9 protein-coding genes and 1 pseudogene are annotated in these 15,591 nt (G+C 64.0%); 8 read left to right on the top strand and 2 right to left on the bottom strand.

Annotation, left to right across the window (positions count from 1 at the left end; all coding sequences use genetic code 11):
• Positions 1-73 precede the first annotated feature (73 nt).
• From AB0G79_RS09925 to AB0G79_RS09905, 5 genes are all read left to right on the top strand, one after another.
• A complete protein-coding gene (locus AB0G79_RS09925) occupies positions 74-286 on the top strand; it encodes a hypothetical protein (RefSeq protein ID WP_360802997.1) in 213 nt (70 codons plus the stop codon).
• 154 nt (positions 287-440) lie between these two features.
• Positions 441-3,722, top strand: coding sequence for a DUF499 domain-containing protein (locus AB0G79_RS09920; protein ID WP_360802994.1), 3,282 nt, complete (start codon positions 441-443; stop codon positions 3,720-3,722).
• Positions 3,719-4,195, top strand: coding sequence for a hypothetical protein (locus AB0G79_RS09915; RefSeq protein WP_360802991.1), 477 nt, complete (start codon positions 3,719-3,721; stop codon positions 4,193-4,195). Before AB0G79_RS09920 ends, AB0G79_RS09915 begins: the two co-directional genes overlap by 4 nt.
• Before the next feature lie 13 nt (positions 4,196-4,208).
• Complete coding sequence (locus AB0G79_RS09910) at positions 4,209-7,121, top strand: DUF1156 domain-containing protein (protein ID WP_360802988.1); 2,913 nt, start codon at positions 4,209-4,211, stop codon at positions 7,119-7,121.
• 2 nt (positions 7,122-7,123) lie between these two features.
• On the top strand, positions 7,124-10,426 hold the full coding sequence (locus AB0G79_RS09905) for an SNF2-related protein (RefSeq protein ID WP_360802985.1): 3,303 nt from the start codon (positions 7,124-7,126) through the stop codon (positions 10,424-10,426).
• 67 nt (positions 10,427-10,493) lie between these two features.
• Here AB0G79_RS09905 and AB0G79_RS09900 read toward each other — a convergent pair whose 3' ends face one another.
• Both AB0G79_RS09900 and AB0G79_RS09895 read right to left on the bottom strand, forming a co-directional pair.
• Positions 10,494-10,955, bottom strand: coding sequence for a hypothetical protein (locus AB0G79_RS09900; protein WP_360803104.1), 462 nt, complete (start codon positions 10,953-10,955; stop codon positions 10,494-10,496).
• 35 nt (positions 10,956-10,990) lie between these two features.
• The gene (locus AB0G79_RS09895) at positions 10,991-11,752 is read right to left on the bottom strand and encodes an ISAs1 family transposase (RefSeq protein ID WP_360802982.1); all 762 of its coding nucleotides are present in this window, start codon (positions 11,750-11,752) and stop codon (positions 10,991-10,993) included.
• Positions 11,753-12,616: 864 nt separating this feature from the next.
• Between AB0G79_RS09895 and AB0G79_RS09890 the strand changes: the two genes are divergently transcribed.
• The 3 genes and pseudogenes from AB0G79_RS09890 (at position 12,617) to AB0G79_RS09880 (ending at position 15,233) form a co-directional block, all read left to right on the top strand.
• On the top strand, positions 12,617-13,132 hold the full coding sequence (locus AB0G79_RS09890; protein WP_360802979.1) for a hypothetical protein: 516 nt from the start codon (positions 12,617-12,619) through the stop codon (positions 13,130-13,132).
• Positions 13,133-13,192: 60 nt separating this feature from the next.
• Positions 13,193-13,594: pseudogene (locus AB0G79_RS09885) on the top strand (tyrosine-type recombinase/integrase); the annotation flags it as partial.
• A gap of 199 nt (positions 13,595-13,793) precedes the next feature.
• Positions 13,794-15,233: a restriction endonuclease gene (locus tag AB0G79_RS09880; RefSeq protein WP_360802976.1), complete on the top strand. Its 1,440-nt coding sequence runs from the start codon at positions 13,794-13,796 to the stop codon at positions 15,231-15,233.
• The last annotated feature ends 358 nt before the right edge of the window (positions 15,234-15,591 follow it).

Below are 15,591 nucleotides of genomic sequence, written 5' to 3'. Positions count from 1 at the left end.
GCCGAGTAGATCAACGGACATATTCGTCGCGGCGAAGCCCAGTGCCGCCTCGATCGCATCGCCTGCGCACGCCATGACGCCATCGAACGCTGCTTCAGCTGACCAGAACCGGGCCTTGGTCGCCCGCTACGACAATGAAGCCGTCCACTGCCAAGCCAAGGTCACCCTCGATCGCTTCAAACTCTGGCTCCATTCACATTCCGAACGTGACCCAGTGATGATCAACGGTCACGGCCGCAACTATGTCCCGTCCAACATCACTCAGGAAGCCAACGTTGTGATGTAGGTCTCCTGCTTGGGTGGCGCACGACACGCCGAGGACCGGATTGGGTGATGCGGGACGTAGGTAGAGCCCGGTGAATCGTCGGAGGCCTGCAATAGCATGGTGCGCAGGTCGAGGAGCGACGCCGCGTGCACGGTGTCTTAGCGGCAGGAGAGGCATGTCAGCGTCGGGTCTGGTGGCCCTGCGGAACGTGTGTGTTCCGCGGGAGGATGTGCTCGAAGGCGGGTTGGCGGACAACCACTTCGCAGCGCAACTCGACAAGGTGGTCCGTGACGCGGCCCACTATCCGGTGTATGGCGACGCGGAGGCATTCTTCGCGCAGACCTACCCCACGAGCGGCCTGAAGACGCTGCTTGCCAAGACATTCGGCCGTCTGACCGGAGCGAAGGGTGTCGCGGGGGAGAACGGTGTGCTTCGCCCGACGACCTCGTTCGGTGGTGGCAAGACCCATGGCCTGACTGCGGTCTACCACCTCGCCAAGGGCGCTCGGCCGTCCAACTTGACAGAGTTCCTCGACCTGAGCCTGCTTCCCGACGGCCCAGTCCAAGTTGCGGCCCTAGTCGGCGACGCCCTCGACCCCACCGCGGGCCTTGAAACCAGCGGTCATCGAACCTACACGATGTGGGGTGAGATGGCCGCCCAGATCAGCGAAGACGCTTTCGCGGCGATGGAGGCGAACGACACCCAACGCACCGCTCCAGGCACCGCCACGATTAAGGCCGCCTTCGGCGGCAAGCCCACGGTAGTGATCGTCGACGAGATCGCCAAGCACCTGCGCACGGTGGCCTCCTCTGGCAGTGAAGACGTTCGCCGCATGGCTGGCGCGATCCCTGTCTTTCTCGGCAACCTCTTCGAGGTCGCCTCTGACCCGACAAACAAGGTCTCGGTCATCATCACCTTGGCCGCGACCACTAACGCGTTCGGCGCGGAGACCACTGAGATCAGCGAGCTGACCGGTGAGGAAAAGGAGAAGGCTGACGCTGCCAACGCTGCTTCGGTCAAGGCTGCCCAAGAGACTGGCGATGTGCTGACCCGCGCGGTGCAGCCCAGCGCAGTGATCAAGCCGGCCGATGACAACGAGATCGGAGAGATCCTTAAGAAGCGTATCTTCGCCTCCGTTGACGAGGACGCTGCCAAGGCAGCTGGGGATGCCTACCGGGACTTCTACGAGAAGCTCGCCAAGACCGAACAACTCGCCGGTGGTGCCGAGCACCCGGCCTCCTACGGCGACCTGGTCACCAAGAGCTATCCCTTCCACCCTGAGCTGGTCCGCGTCCTCGATAAGCGCCTGGGCAACATAACGGAGTTCCAGCGCGCCCGCGGCGCCCTGAAACTCCTGGCCGAGGTCGTGGCCAACATCTACACCACCAATGACGACACAGCGATCATCAACGTCGGCGACATTGATTACTCCAGTGAGCCGGTTCTGAATCACCTCACTGACGGCCTTGGCCGCGCCGAGTACGCGAGCGTGGCCAAGGGTGACTTCGCTTCTAACGCCTCCCACGCGGCTGTCGTCGATACTGACGTCTTCCCTGGCAAGCCTGCCTACGCCACCCGGGTGGCCCGCACGGTGTTTACCCACTCATTGGAGATGGTCTCCACCGCGGGAGCAGGACGCAACGACTGGCTAGTTGGCACCCTCCACCCCGGCGAGGACGCCGCCATCTTCGAGAAGGCGCTGACCGAATCGGAGAAAGTCTTCTGGCACCTGTCGTACGACGGTGCTCGCTGGCGCTTCAACATTGAGCCCAACGTCAACGCCATCATCGAAACAGAGAAGCGTAACGTCGCCAACACCGCGGTCGCCGCGGAAGTCGACAGCCTGGTACACAAGGCGTTCGCCAACGACGGCGGCGTCACTGCGATCCATTTTCCGTCAGGCCCTGCCGAGATCCCAGACAAGGCCGCTCTGCGGGTGGTGGTGCTCGACCACGATGTCGTCACGGTCGATCCGCGCCACGCCGACCAGCCGCCGGTACCGATTGTGGAGATGCTTGACAAGGTCGGCTCCGTCGGCACACCGCGCAAGTACCGCAACTCCCTGGTTTTCGCCCTTGCCGATGCCGAGCAGGTCTCCGTACTCAAGGACCGCGCACGTGCTCTGATCGCCTCCAACAATCTTGCTGCAGACAGCCACCGGCTGGGCCAGTTCAGCGAGGAGGTCCGTAAAAAAGTCGAGACCTATGACAAGGAAGCCCGTCTTCAGGCACGCATCGCGGTCACCCGGTGCTTTAAGCACATCTACTACCCGGCCGACGAGAAGGCCACCGACTATCTGCGTCACCGCGAGCTCCCCGCCCAAGCCCAGGGCGACCCGAAGAATGCCACCTCAGCAATCATCACCCTGTTGACTGACGAGGATAAGATTCGCACGAGCCCGTTCACCGCCTCCTTTCTGCGCACCCGCACCTGGGCCAACAAGGAGGCCGCGAGCACGGCCGCGATCGCCGACTACTTCTGGTCCGATCACAAGGTCGCCATCGTCCGCAATGCCTCCCTGCTGCGCGACGCGATCGTCAACGGCGTCAACCACGACAACTGGGTCTACTACGACTCCGCCAGAGGTCGGGCCTACACGGCTAACAACCAGGCTGGCATGTCGATCACCTTCAGCGCCGACACCGAGGTCATGACCATGACCGAGGCGCAGAGGCGCGGCCTGTTGGTCCGTAAACCCACCCAGACCGACCTCCGCTCGGTGCTCACCGGCGATCAGCTCACCGGGGCCGACCTCCGCGCCCGCCTTGAGGCTGTTTGCGGCGGCGAGCCCTCCAAGACTGACGTCCTGGACCTGCTGGCCACCGCCGTCCAGTCCAGCGAGTACGGCTGGTTCGTCGTTACCGATACCGAGCCCGCCCCCGGTGTTCGGGCGCTCTCGCCTTCGGCGATCAAGGACAAGGGTCTCGACAGCCTTCGCATGCTGCCTCGCGAGACCGCCGACGAGATCGGCGTCGAGGTTCCCACCCGTACTGCCACCTCCAAGACCTTCACTGCGAGCGGCCCCGGCGGCGCGGCCATGCAGACCCTGCTCGACGCCGTTTCCGACTACACGATCCGCACCATCTCGACTCTCACTTTGAAGGTGAGTGCGGACTCCGCGTCTGGCACGAGCGACCTCGACCTCGCCGTCGCCTCGCTCGGCATGCTGCAGAAGCAGACCATCACGGTTCGCGCCACCATCCGTGCCGAGTACAAGGGACTCACCGGGGGCGGCATCCAATTCCAGGGCACCGCCGAGCGCGCTGAATTCCAGATAGCCTACGGTCACGCCAAGAAGGCGCTCACCGCCGCCACGAAGGTGGCTGGCGATGTCACCCTCACCTTCCGGTTCAACCCACCACTCGACGTCGACGACCTGCAGTTCGCGCAGATCCACGACGTGATCAAGAAGCTTGGCATCAAGAGCACAACGATGACTGCGGAGGTGACCAAGTGACCCTGCCCCGTGCGACGACCGTCCCGAGCCGACGGCTTGCTGCCGTCGCCGGCGTCCGCGGCTTCCGTCTCATCGTGAAGCCCGGCCGCGGCGAGACCTACGGCCTCACTATCGAGGAGGCTTATGGCGAGGTCGGCTCCGTCTTCGCAACGGCCGTCGTCACCCTTACCCCGCAGCAGACGGGCCGCGTCGTCGACGCCCTCTTCGCTGCCGTGAAGCGATCGGGCCACCAGCCCAGTGTGCTGGCCTTCACCCGCAAGGCACCCATCCGGCTCACCGAACCTGATGGTCTACGCCTAGCACTGATCCTGCTGGTTACCCAGCCCATCGCCAAGAACGAGCGTGTCCGAGCCCTCGTCGCCGGCGTCAATGCCATGAGCACCGAGGAGACCTATTACTGGTACTCCAAGTGCGTTGGGGTCGGCGCTAACCGTGCTTGCAAAGCCCTCCGTACACTCCTCTCTGACAACTGAAAGAGCCACCTCATTGAGTACCAAACCACGTGTCCTCATCGAGGACTGGCTCCCCGTCGCCGAGCTCGGCATCGAGTCCCGCCGCGAACGCGGCGCCGCCTCCGCGCTCCCCCCGCTCTCCTTCCTCCATATCTGGTGGGCTCGTCGTCCCCTCGTCGCCTCCGCCGCTGTTGCTCTCGCGGGTGTCCTCCCCGCATGGTCCGAGGAGCTCGCTAAGGCGTTTCCCGATGCCGCCGAACTCCAGAACGAGGCTGCCTACCGCCGCTGGCTGCTCCACCTCGTTGGCATTTGGGGTGACCCGGTGCATGGGCGGAAGGTCATCGACGCGGCTAACGCCGCAGGCGTGAAGCTCAAGGGAAACGGCTACGGCTACAAGCAGGCCTTCCGTAACCCTGTCCCGCGCAAGGACATCGACCTTCTCCACGCGGTGCTCATCCATACCTGGGGCAAGCTCCCGACATTGGCCGACCCCACCGCCGGCGGCGGAAGCATCCCGTGGGCGGCGTCCCGCCTCGGGCTCCCGGTGGTGGCCAACGACCTTAACGGCGTTGCCGCTAGCGTGCTCAAGGCTGGCGTCGAGATCCCTGCAGCCAGGGGGCTCGACCTGGTTCCAGAACTGAAGAAGTGGGGGCAGCTTCTTGTCAAGCGCGTCGAGGAGCGACTCAAGGAGTACTTCCCCCTCCAGGGTGGAGAGAGCGTCGTCGCCTACATCTGGACGAACGCCATCCCTTGCCCTCGCACGGGCCGCCTTGTACCGCTCCTGCCTGACAAATGGCTGCGCAAGACCGCAGGCAAGGAAGCCGCCGTCCGGATGCTCACCGAGTACGATGGCGTCGAGCTCTCCGAGCCGATCTTCGAGGTTGCCCTCGGCAAGGACGTCGACAAGGCCGATGCGTCAACCGGCACCACGGCGCGGGGCAAGGCCATCTCGCCCTACGACCAGCTCGTCATCGACGGCGACTGCATCAAGCAGGCAGCTCAAACCGGCCAGATGAAACAGGTGCTTTACGCCGTCGCCATCCGCAAACCTTCTGGCGAACGCACCTTCCGTGCCCCCACCCCCTCCGACCTCGAGGCCATTGCTGCCGCTGAGGCGAAGCTTGAGGAAGTGAAGGCGCTGTGGCAGGCGACGGGCGTGTTGCCTTCCGAAGAGATCCCGGTCGAGGCCAACTACGACCGCGGTCACCGTATGTACGGCATCAACACCTGGCTCGACTTCTTCCTGCCCAGGCAGGCACTTGTCCACGGCACATTTGGAGACGAGTTCGCGAAGCTCATCCCTGAGGTGGTGAGCTCACTCGGAGATCAGGCTGAGGCCGTCCTTTTTGAGTTGGCGCTGATGCAAGGCAAGGCTCTCAACTGGAACTCACGCTCGACCTCGTGGAACATCTTCCGGCAAGGCATGCGGAGCGTCTTCGAGAAGCACAACTTTTCATTCAAGTGGACATTCGCAGAGTTCGAAGGTGCGACGGCTCTCTACTCGTGGTGTCTTGAACAACTACTCGATGCCTATGGCGGCATCGCACGTCTACTCGACGAGACTGGCGCCTCAGATTTTAACCTGGAGAATCGACTTAAGCGCGAGGTAACTGTACTTCAGGGTAGTGCGGCACAACTGGCGCTTCCGGATGAATCGATCAGCCACATTTGCATGGATCCGCCATACTATGACAATGTAATGTATGCCGAGTTGGCTGACTACTTCTATGCTTGGGAGAAGAGGACCCTCGGCCGACTCGTCCCGGAATACTTCCACGATGATCTGACCGACAAAGAGAACGAAGCAGTCGCAAATCTGGCACGCTTTGCCGCAATGGGTAAGCGTAAGCGAGAACTTGCAGATCTCGACTACGAATCGAAGATGACCAGTATCTTCGAGGAATCCCGGCGAGTGCTTGCCGGGGGTGGCGTTCTCTCGGTCATGTTCACTCACAAGAAGGCTGACGCCTGGGACACGCTTGGCATGGGACTCTTGCAGGCTGGATTTACCATCGAGACGTCGTGGCCGATTAATACAGAATTTGAACACTCGCTGCACGTTGCGAATGTGAACGCAGCGGAGTCCACTATTATGCTCGTGTGTCGCAAACGCGACGCCCGTGACATCAGCGTCAAAGTATATCTCGATGACATTGAGCAGGATGTTCGCCAGGCAGCCCGTGACGCAGCGATGCGTTTCCAGCATGACGGGATTGAGGGCGTCGACCTGCTGTTGTCGACGTACGGCCCGACGCTCTCGGTGATCTCGCAGAGCTGGCCGGTCTACTCCTCGACCCCGGACGAGAGTGGCCGCGACAGGTTGCTGCGGCCCGAGGAGGCCCTTTCTCTAGCCCGTGAGGAGATCGTGGACCTGCGCCGTTCCCGCCTGGTCGGTAAGGCGGCGAAGGTCGACACGCTCACCGACTTCGTACTGCTGGCGTGGGATACTTTCGCTGCCCGGGATTTCCCCTTCGATACTGCCCGTCTCTTGGCCCTCGCCGTCGGTGGGCTCGATGTCGATGCGCTCGAGCGGGCCAAGGTGGTCTCAAAGTCCGCCGGTAAGGTCACTCTGCTCACCCCGAGCGAGCGGGTGCGGCGTGGTGGCGACTCCGCAGCCCCCGGCGTGCGGCCCGAGGCTCAGTCTTTCGACTTCATCATCGACGCAGTCGACACGACCCTGTACATCGCCGAGCACGATGGCATGCCGGCGGCCAAGCGATTCCTCGACAAGCACGGCTTCACCAACGACGCAGGACTTATCTCCACCCTGCAGGGTCTGGTGAATGCGATGCCGCGCACCAAGGTCAAGGGGGACTGGGTCGTGCCCGAGGCGGGGCGCCTTGACACCCTGTGCACGCTTTACTTCCCTGATGTGACTCTGCCAGAGGCCATCGACGTGGCCACGCTGGTCGAGGATAAGCCCGACGCGCTCTTCGAGATGGAGTGAGGTTGGCCGAGCACGACGATGCTTCGTGCCCTGGTGCCGCCGCCAAGTCGGCGGCACCGGCGCAGGGTGGTCTCTTCGACCACGACCCTGCCACGGCAGAGGAATCGTTCCGCAGCGTGACGTTGAAGGCGATGTACTCGCCCGACGATGCGCCGTTTGACACGTTCTACGAGCCGTTGCTTTCCAGGGCTGTCGCTTACGACCGTGCGGTCGGCTATTGGTCAGGGGCAGAGCTGCAGTTTGCCGCCCAGGGTACGGCATACTTCATCGCTGGTGGCGGCGTGATGAGACTCATCGTCGGAGCCCAGCTCGGCAAGAAGGACGTCGACGCGGTGCTCTCCGGCACTCCGCTCGACGATGTAGTCGCCGAGCGTCTACTGGCTGACCCCGGCCTAGAGGGGACGAAGATCGTGCAGAGCGAGCACCTCAGCGTGCTGGCCTGGATGGTCGCCAACGACCGCCTTCACATCCGGGTCGGCGTCCCGGTCGACAAGCACGGACACCTGCTCACTCACCAAGAGTCGGGCCGCTACTTCCATACCAAGTACGGGATCTTTACAGACCGCTACGGCCACAGGGTGGCATTCAGCGGCTCTAACAACGCCTCGGTTACCGCGTGGGTGAAGAACCATGAGACCTTCGACGCCTACCGCTCCTGGCGTACCGAGTCATGGGAGGACTATGGAGAGCCCAAGGAGCGAGCGTTCGAGCGTCACTGGCGTGCCAACCCCGACGAGGGCTGGGCGATCATCGACCTGCCCACCGCCGTCCGGGAACACCTGATAGAGCACGCTCCCGACGCTCCGCCGTTCCCCTTCGACACGCTCGTGTCGCAGCCGAAGCCCGAGGAGGCCGACCGCGAGGCGCAGCCTGTCGACGTCGATTTGCAGGCGGCCTGGGACGAGTTGGTCTCTCTCCGGGATGCGCCCAAGGTTTCAGCATGGACTGGCGTGGGTACAGCGTGGGCTCAGCCGCTGCCGCACCAGGCCGAGCTGATCCACCGGGTGGTGTCGACGTACCCGCGTGGCTATCTCTTCGCCGACGAGGTCGGTCTCGGTAAGACCATCGAAGCAGGCATGGTGCTACGTGAGCTCTTCACCTCCGGTCGAGCGAAGAGGGCGCTTCTGCTGGTGCCCGCCTCGGTGATGAAGCAGTGGCAGGAGGAACTCCACGAGAAGATGAACCTCGACGTTGCCCGCTACGACAAGGGCGGCTTCTTTGACCGGTTCGACCAGCCCATCGCGACCGATCCGAAGACAAACCCGTGGTCGGCCTTCCCGATCGTGCTCGCCTCCTCCCACCTTGCTCGCCGCCGGACTCGCCGTACGGAGATCCTCGACGCCGGACCGTGGGATGTGGTCCTCGTCGATGAGGCCCATCACGCTCGCCGCCGCGGCTCCAAGGCGACTGACACTCCCAACTCCCTGCTTGCTTTGCTCCAGGAGATGAAGAAGCGCGATCTGTGGCGTGCGCTCTATCTCGCTTCGGCGACCCCGATGCAGATGCACCCCCACGAGGCCTGGGACCTCATCGAGCTCCTCGGGCTGCCGGGCAAGTGGGGTGAGCAGGCATTCTTCTTCACGCAATATTTCACCTACCTCGGCGACCCGCCCGAGCGTCGCGGCTGGAAACTCATCTGCGACATGCTGGAGGACTACTTCTCCGATCCACTCGCCGAACGCGACTATGAGTTGGAGCAGCAGGTCAACGACGCACTCGGATGGGCCGACGCGTTGACAGTGACCGGGATGGCTGACAACCCACCCTCGCCTGACCTCAGAGCACAGTTCCCCAATGTCACCTCCGAGTGGATGGATAGGTGGGCTCGCCGTCACACCCCGATACGTGATCGAATCTTCCGCAACACCCGTAAGACCATGCGGGCCTATCAGGCAGCCGGCATTATTCCGGCTTCGATCGTCATCCCGTACCGGCATGTCACCGATGAGTTCATTCCCCTAGCGCCGAACGAGCGGAAGCTGTACGAACGCATCGAGGAGTACATCCGCCGCCACTACAACGCCTATAAGTCCGACAAGGCCACCAAGGCCCTCGGCTTCATCATGACCATCTACCGGCGCCGGCTGACCTCCTCCTTCGAAGCGATCAAGAAGTCCCTGCAACGCCGCCTCGACGTACTCGAGCAGGGCAAGAGCCTCGCCGATCTCCTCACCGACGACGACGGCGTCGACCTGGAGAACTCCCTCTTCGACCCTGAGGCCTTCGACGTCCGCGCCGACCGCCTCAAGAAGGAGATCGGCGAGCTCCGCTCATTCCTCAACGATCTTGGCGACATCACCGGCGAGGACACCAAGGCCAAGAAGCTCGTCGAGGACCTGGCCGAGTCATTCAAGACGTATGACTCGGCAGTGGTCTTCACTCAGTACACCGACACCATGGAATACGTCCGCGAGCGCCTCCTGGCCGCCGGTTACTACAGACTCGGCTGCTACTCCGGACGTGGTGGGGAGATCTACGATCCCGTAGCAGGGGAGTGGAATCCGGTAACCAAGGCCGAGATTAAAACCCTATTCCGCAACGGCGATGTCGAGGTCTTGATTGGCACCGACTCGATGAGCGAGGGCCTCAACCTGCAGACGTCGGGCCGGCTTATCAACTACGACATGCCCTGGAACCTGATGCGTGTCGAGCAGCGCATCGGCCGTATCGACCGCATCGGTGCCACCTACGAGCACCTACAGATCAGCAACTATTTCTACGAAGACACCGTCGAGGAGCAGGTCTACAAGGGCATCAAGGAGGACTATGACGACTTCACCAACATCCTCGGCGGCGCTGCCCCTGTCCTCGGCACCGTCGAGAAGGCTATCGAAGGCCTCGCTCTTGCCGCGAACCTCAGCGACGGAGTCATCGCCAACGAGATCGCCAGCATCCGAACCCAGATCGACGGCATCAATAGCCAGCCCGTCAGCACCGACGTCCTCGGCACCCCTGACGATGACATCACCATCAGAACCCCGCCGGAGCTGGCCGGAGACGTCACTCCGGCAGAACTTGCCACCAAGCTCACGAACAACCTCCTCTCAGGGCGCTGGCTGACCCCAGACGACGGACGTCCCGGTATCTACAGGCTCTCCCTTCCACGCGACGATGCCCGTGTGTCCTTCGGACGTTCCGACGGAACCATGTCCGTCGAGTGCTATTTGGGCCAGCCGCCCACGACCTCAGTCCCCGTGACGTTCGTCCGCGACATCTGGGATACCAGCAGCGACAGCGATCTCGTCTTCCTGACCTACGGGTCACCCGAGTTGGGCTCGCTCCTGCCCGTTGAACCCGGTGAGTGACCGATAGCTTTAGGGTGCCACGAGAGGAACGCTGAAATGGTTGCCGATGTGGCCCACACTCCCAAGATCATTGCATCAAAGGATTCGCCAGTCTGAACGATGCGCTGGCGAGGTATCGCTGAGTCGTGCTGAAGGTGGCCTCGGATGATAGATATGGCCGATGGAATGGCCATGGAGGCTTCATTCTGGGCGCCAGGGGGAGCCTCCAGGGCTGATAAAAGGTCTGGGTGATCTTGATGGAGTGCAGGTCAGGCCAGGCCGAGCAGGTCCAGTGGCGGGTGAAGGGCGCGTAGGGGGCCTCGCGCAGGCCGGCGGCGATGCTGTTGTGTCCTGCGGTGCGGAGGGTGTTGATCGCCGTGTTCCGCAGCGTTGCCATGTTCTCTGGTCCGTGCCCGGTGCGGATCTTCGAGGCGTCCTCGGCGAATGCGGTGTCCCTGACGAAGTGGACCCGGTTCTCGATCACCCACTGCGACCTGGCCAGCTGTCCGATCCGCTGCGGCGATGCCTGACGGGCTGTCAAGTCGCTGATCGCGTTGACGGTCTGCCGGGTGACCTTGCCGGCCCTCAGGTCGGTCGGTGCCGCAGGATCTTCGCGGCCTGCACTGCGTACGGAAAGTCCAGGCCAAGGCCGGAGACGGTCAGCACCAGGGTCGAGCGGGTCTCGCGGCGACCGTGTCCGCGCTCGCGGTCGTAGCGCCTGGCGGTGACCATGTTCCATGGCAGGGACCGCAGCGCGGCGGACAGGCCCGGCTGGTTGGCCTTGACCACGAACAGGTAGTGCGCATGCTTCTTCTCGACCAGGAAACGGGCATGCTCACGCTGTGTGTGCAGGGCGTCGGCAGTGACTACGGTGCCTGCCAGGTCGAACGGGGCCAGCAGGCGGGCGAAGCCGGTGATCTCGTTGGTCTTGTCGGGGACTCGCAGCTGGGTGACGGTGTGTCCGGCCCCGGTGACCGCAGACAGCAGGTGGGCGGCCGGGGCGTCCACGGTGCGCGAACCACGCGCGCTCTTGCCGTCCAGGGCCAGGCTCTCGACCCCGGCCGGGGCGTATCCGAGCAGGTCGGCCAAGCCACCGGGGCACACGGCCAGCAGCACGCGGCGGACAGTGGAGGTGCTCGGGGCGATGCGTACGCCCAGGGCGCCGGCACGGCGGACCGCCAGGCGGGCGAGGGCGTCTTGCGGAGCGGAGCGGGCCCACTGGTCGATGGCGAGGTAGGAACGGGCACCCGCCAGCACCGCGCAGGCGGCCAGCAGCACCGACGTCAGGGAGTGGCGGCGGCCACGCCGGTCACGCGGATCGGGAAGGGTCTCCAGACGGTCCGCCACCGCCGGGATCTCGCGGTGTTGACGTGAGGGCGACTTGGTCAGGCAGACGGTGGCAGGCTGACGGCACATCGAAGCTCCGGTTGTTCAGGGCGACTTGCGAGGTCACCCCGTAAACCGGAGCTTCGTTGCGTGCGTGACGCCTCTCCAGAAGATCGCCACCCTGCGGTGACCAGCGGCGCCACATGATCACCCAGACTTTGAATCAGCCCTGGGGGAGCCTCTGCGCGTTGGAATGTGAATCCGTCGCGCGCGAGTCCGAAGCCGCCTGCTGAGCTGGCGCGACGCTCGGGCGGCCCGCCGAGTAGCCCCGGATGAGACAGGGTTTGGACGGCGTTTGGACACAAGGACAGGAAAGGACTGGCAAGGGTAGGGGAGAGGGGGACCCCTTCACCCGGCTTGACCAGGCAATACGTCAATCCTGGGCATCAAAAACCAAGGCCGCCAAGATCCCCAAAGGACTCATAATCCGTCGGCCGTGGGTTCGAGTCCCACCCGCCCCACCACGAGAAAGTCGCCGTGACCAGCGAAAATGTTGGTTTCAGCGTAGCGCTGGCGAGGCTTTCGCCACACTTTCGCCACACCGACGCGCCGTACGATCCCTCGTATGGCTTCAATCAAGACGCGTGAACGACAGTCCGGAGACGTCACCTACACCGTCGTTTGTGCGGGACGGCGTCTCCCGCACGGGCGACTGGTGTCGCGAACCCTTCGATGACGTGACGCTGGCGGAACGTTTCCGCGACCTGGTCAACGGTCACGGACAGCAATGGCCGCCGGGGTGGGTCAAGGGTGAGGGCTTCGTCGAGGCTGCTGAGCCAGCGGCGTCCGAAGCGGAGATGTTTCCTGCGTACGCCCCACGCCTATGTGGAACTCCTGACCGATATATCCGAGCACACCAGAACCAACTACACGAGGTTCATCGACAACCACCTGGCCCCGTGGTTCGGAGAGTTGTCTGCTTCGGATCGAGGGGACAGGATCACCCGCGACCACGTCAGCCGGTGGATCCTGGACCTCCAGGACGGGAAGCCGGGTCCCCTGCACCCTCCGGGGACGGAACGCCGCAAGTACGCGGCGAAGACGATCGCCAACCTCCAGGGTCTGCTCTACAGCATCCTCCAGTCCGCCGTGGACGCCGACCCTTCTCTCCGTGACTCGAACCCTTGCGCGCACACCAAGCTGCCCAAGGGGAACGACACGGAGGACGACGAGGTCTTCCTGGAACCTGAGGAGTTTGCCCTCCTGCGCGAGCACGTTCGTGCCGACGCCGTCGACATCATCGACGTCCTGATGAGCACCGGCCTCCGGTGGGGTGAGGTGACGGCCCTCCAGCCCCGGGACTTCACGTTGGTGTCCAAGCGGCCCACGCTTCGCGTGTAGCGCGCCTGGAAGCGACGGGGCGAGGGCGGGACGTTCCTCGGCGCCCCCAAGACGAAGAAGTCGCGCCGGACCCTCGTGCTCACGCCGGAGCAGGTGCAGCTGTTCCAGCGGCTCTGCCGCGGGAAGAAGCCTACCGACCTCGTTTTCACCGCCCCGGAGGGCGGCGCCTGGCACTCCGGCGTGTTCCACGCGCATCGCTGGAAGCCCGCCCTGAACGGAGCCAACGCCGCCGGCCTCACCAAGCGCCCGCGCATCCACGACCTTCGCCATACCCATGCCTCCTGGCTCATCGCGGGCAAGGTTCCGCTGCCCGTGATCCAGGCGCGCCTGGGCCACGAGTCGATCACGACAACGGTCGACCGGTATGGACACCTTCTGGAGTCCTCGGACGACGAGGTCGTGGCAGCCGTCGAGTGGGCGATGGGCGCAGCGATTCCGCGGAACGCCGCCCAGGCGGCCTGAGGAAGCTGTGGGGAGCCGAGGCAGGCCAGCGGCGCTTCCCGTTCCGGCCTCCCGTCCTGATTACGCGCCGGCAGGCATGGCCGTACGACCCCGAGTGTCGGTGGGGCCGAATAGCATCCGGGCGACGCAGGTGGAGTCCGCTTGGCCCCGGACGCCACCTGTCTTCGAGTGAGCTGGTCACATGAGGGGAGACGCGGCTATGGCGTGGGAATCGGTACTGGTGTCGGAGTTCCAGCGGCTCCAGTCCAGTCCGGACGCGCATCGGCGCGGCCGGAAGTTCGAGGAGCTGCTGGAGCGGCTCTTCCAGAACGCGCACTTCCGCGTCCAGCGCAACCCCGGCACCGCTCGCCCCAGGCAGACCGACCTTCTCGCGAGTTATGGGGACACCTGGTATCTGATCGAGGCCAAGTGGGAGAAGGCCCCCATCAACGTGGACACCTTCGATGCCGTGCGATCTCGGATGGAGCGCGCAGTCCCTTCCGCGGTGGGCGTGATCATCAGCATGTCCGGCTTCACGGACACCGTCATCCCAGAGGTAGAGAAGTTCAGAGGGAAGCAGCCCATCCTGCTCATCGGGCCGAAGGACCTGTTGCAAGTCCTCCGCGCGCCGGAGTCGCTTGCCAACCTCCTGCGCATCAAGCGGGAAGAACTCATGGTTCATGGGCGCGTTCACCTGAGCGAGGAGACCACGAGGCGTGCTCGCCGCCGTTCGGTTTCGGACCTGCCGGCCGCAGCGCTGACGGTCCTTGGTGTCGATCAGCAACCGCTCCCGTACGTGACAAAGGAGGGCGGATTCGCAGGGCTGGTCTTTGCGCACGATCTCCCAGATGTTGACTGGGTGATCGCGGGCGGCAGGGGTGTGACGCTGGATCTGCCAGTAAGTCGAATCGACGAACGTGGGCTCATCGATCTCGTTCACACCCTCAACTCCATGGGATGGACAACGTCCCAACCAAGCTGGAGTATCCGGCAGTTGAATGTGGGGTGGCATGGCACCGGAGCGCGCGAGTTCGTTGGGGTTCTCGCTGCGAGGGCGGAGCGCTACCAGGACCTTCCCGAGGAAGAGGTCCATCACTCTGAGCAGGTGACCTACTTCGACACCTGCGCAGGCGGCGGCTTTTACACCCTTAGCGCCGACATCTCCACAGACGGCTCCAGAGTCACCGGCTGCAACGTGTCGTTCCAGCTGGTCGGCGTGCCCGTTGATGTCCATCCCCTTCGGCACCTGTTCGAGCAGTACGACGCAATGCCCGTCGGCTTCTTTCGCCCGCTTGCCGGGGCGTCCGTGACCCGTGGAAACTTGGAAGCTGATGAGCCGCTGCAAGCCGTTGGGTATGTCGTCTCCTCGGACACGTTCCCGGATGGTGCCCTGGTCGGCGATCTGGCGGGCTCGGCGGCGGGGTCTGATCCTCCGGAACGGTGGGTCACGGGCATCGTGGCCCGGAACCCGTACTTCAAAGCGGACGGGGCGTTGACGCCGGAAGGATGGCCGAGTGTGCTCGCCACCAGCGAGGTCATCGTGTGTGCTCTCCGATCCCACCATCCGCTGACGAAGATCCCGGACGCCTACTCCCTGGTCTCGTGGGAGCGTGCGCGCACATCGGACGCGGAGGTCTTCCGGCCCGTGGCCGACTGGTAGTCCGTGGCTGAGGCCGGTGCCACATCGGCAGTGCCTGTAGGGCATCCTGTACGTGCTGATCAACGACATCGCCTGGCAAGGGCTGCCGCTGGAGCTGTGGTTCGGCTCGCGCCAGAGGTGCTGGCAGCGGTTGGACTGGCAGAGGGCCGGGGTCTTCGGTAGGCCGCACCGGATCCTGCTCGCCGAGCTGAACGCGGCCGACGAGCTGGACTGGTCCCGGGGATGCGTCGACGGTTCCCAGTCCGTGTCAAAAATGGGGTGTCGACACCGGTCCGTCGCCGGTCGGCCGGCGGCAGCCGGGCGGAAATCATCATCTGATCTGTGACGGGCGCGGCACCTCATTCAAGGTCATCGCCAC

Source organism: Streptomyces sp. NPDC020807, assembly GCF_040641575.1.
Taxonomy (GTDB): domain Bacteria; phylum Actinomycetota; class Actinomycetes; order Streptomycetales; family Streptomycetaceae; genus Streptomyces.
This window is presented reverse-complemented; position numbering and strand designations above follow the sequence as displayed.

Excerpts from the sequence above, each read along its gene's own strand:
- AB0G79_RS09925 (WP_360802997.1), top strand. The coding sequence starts at position 74 with ATGACGCCATCGAACGCTGCTTCAGCTGACCAGAACCGGGCCTTGGTC.
- AB0G79_RS09880 (WP_360802976.1), top strand. The coding sequence starts at position 13,794 with ATGGCGTGGGAATCGGTACTGGTGTCGGAGTTCCAGCGGCTCCAGTCC.
- AB0G79_RS09920 (WP_360802994.1), top strand. The coding sequence starts at position 441 with ATGTCAGCGTCGGGTCTGGTGGCCCTGCGGAACGTGTGTGTTCCGCGG.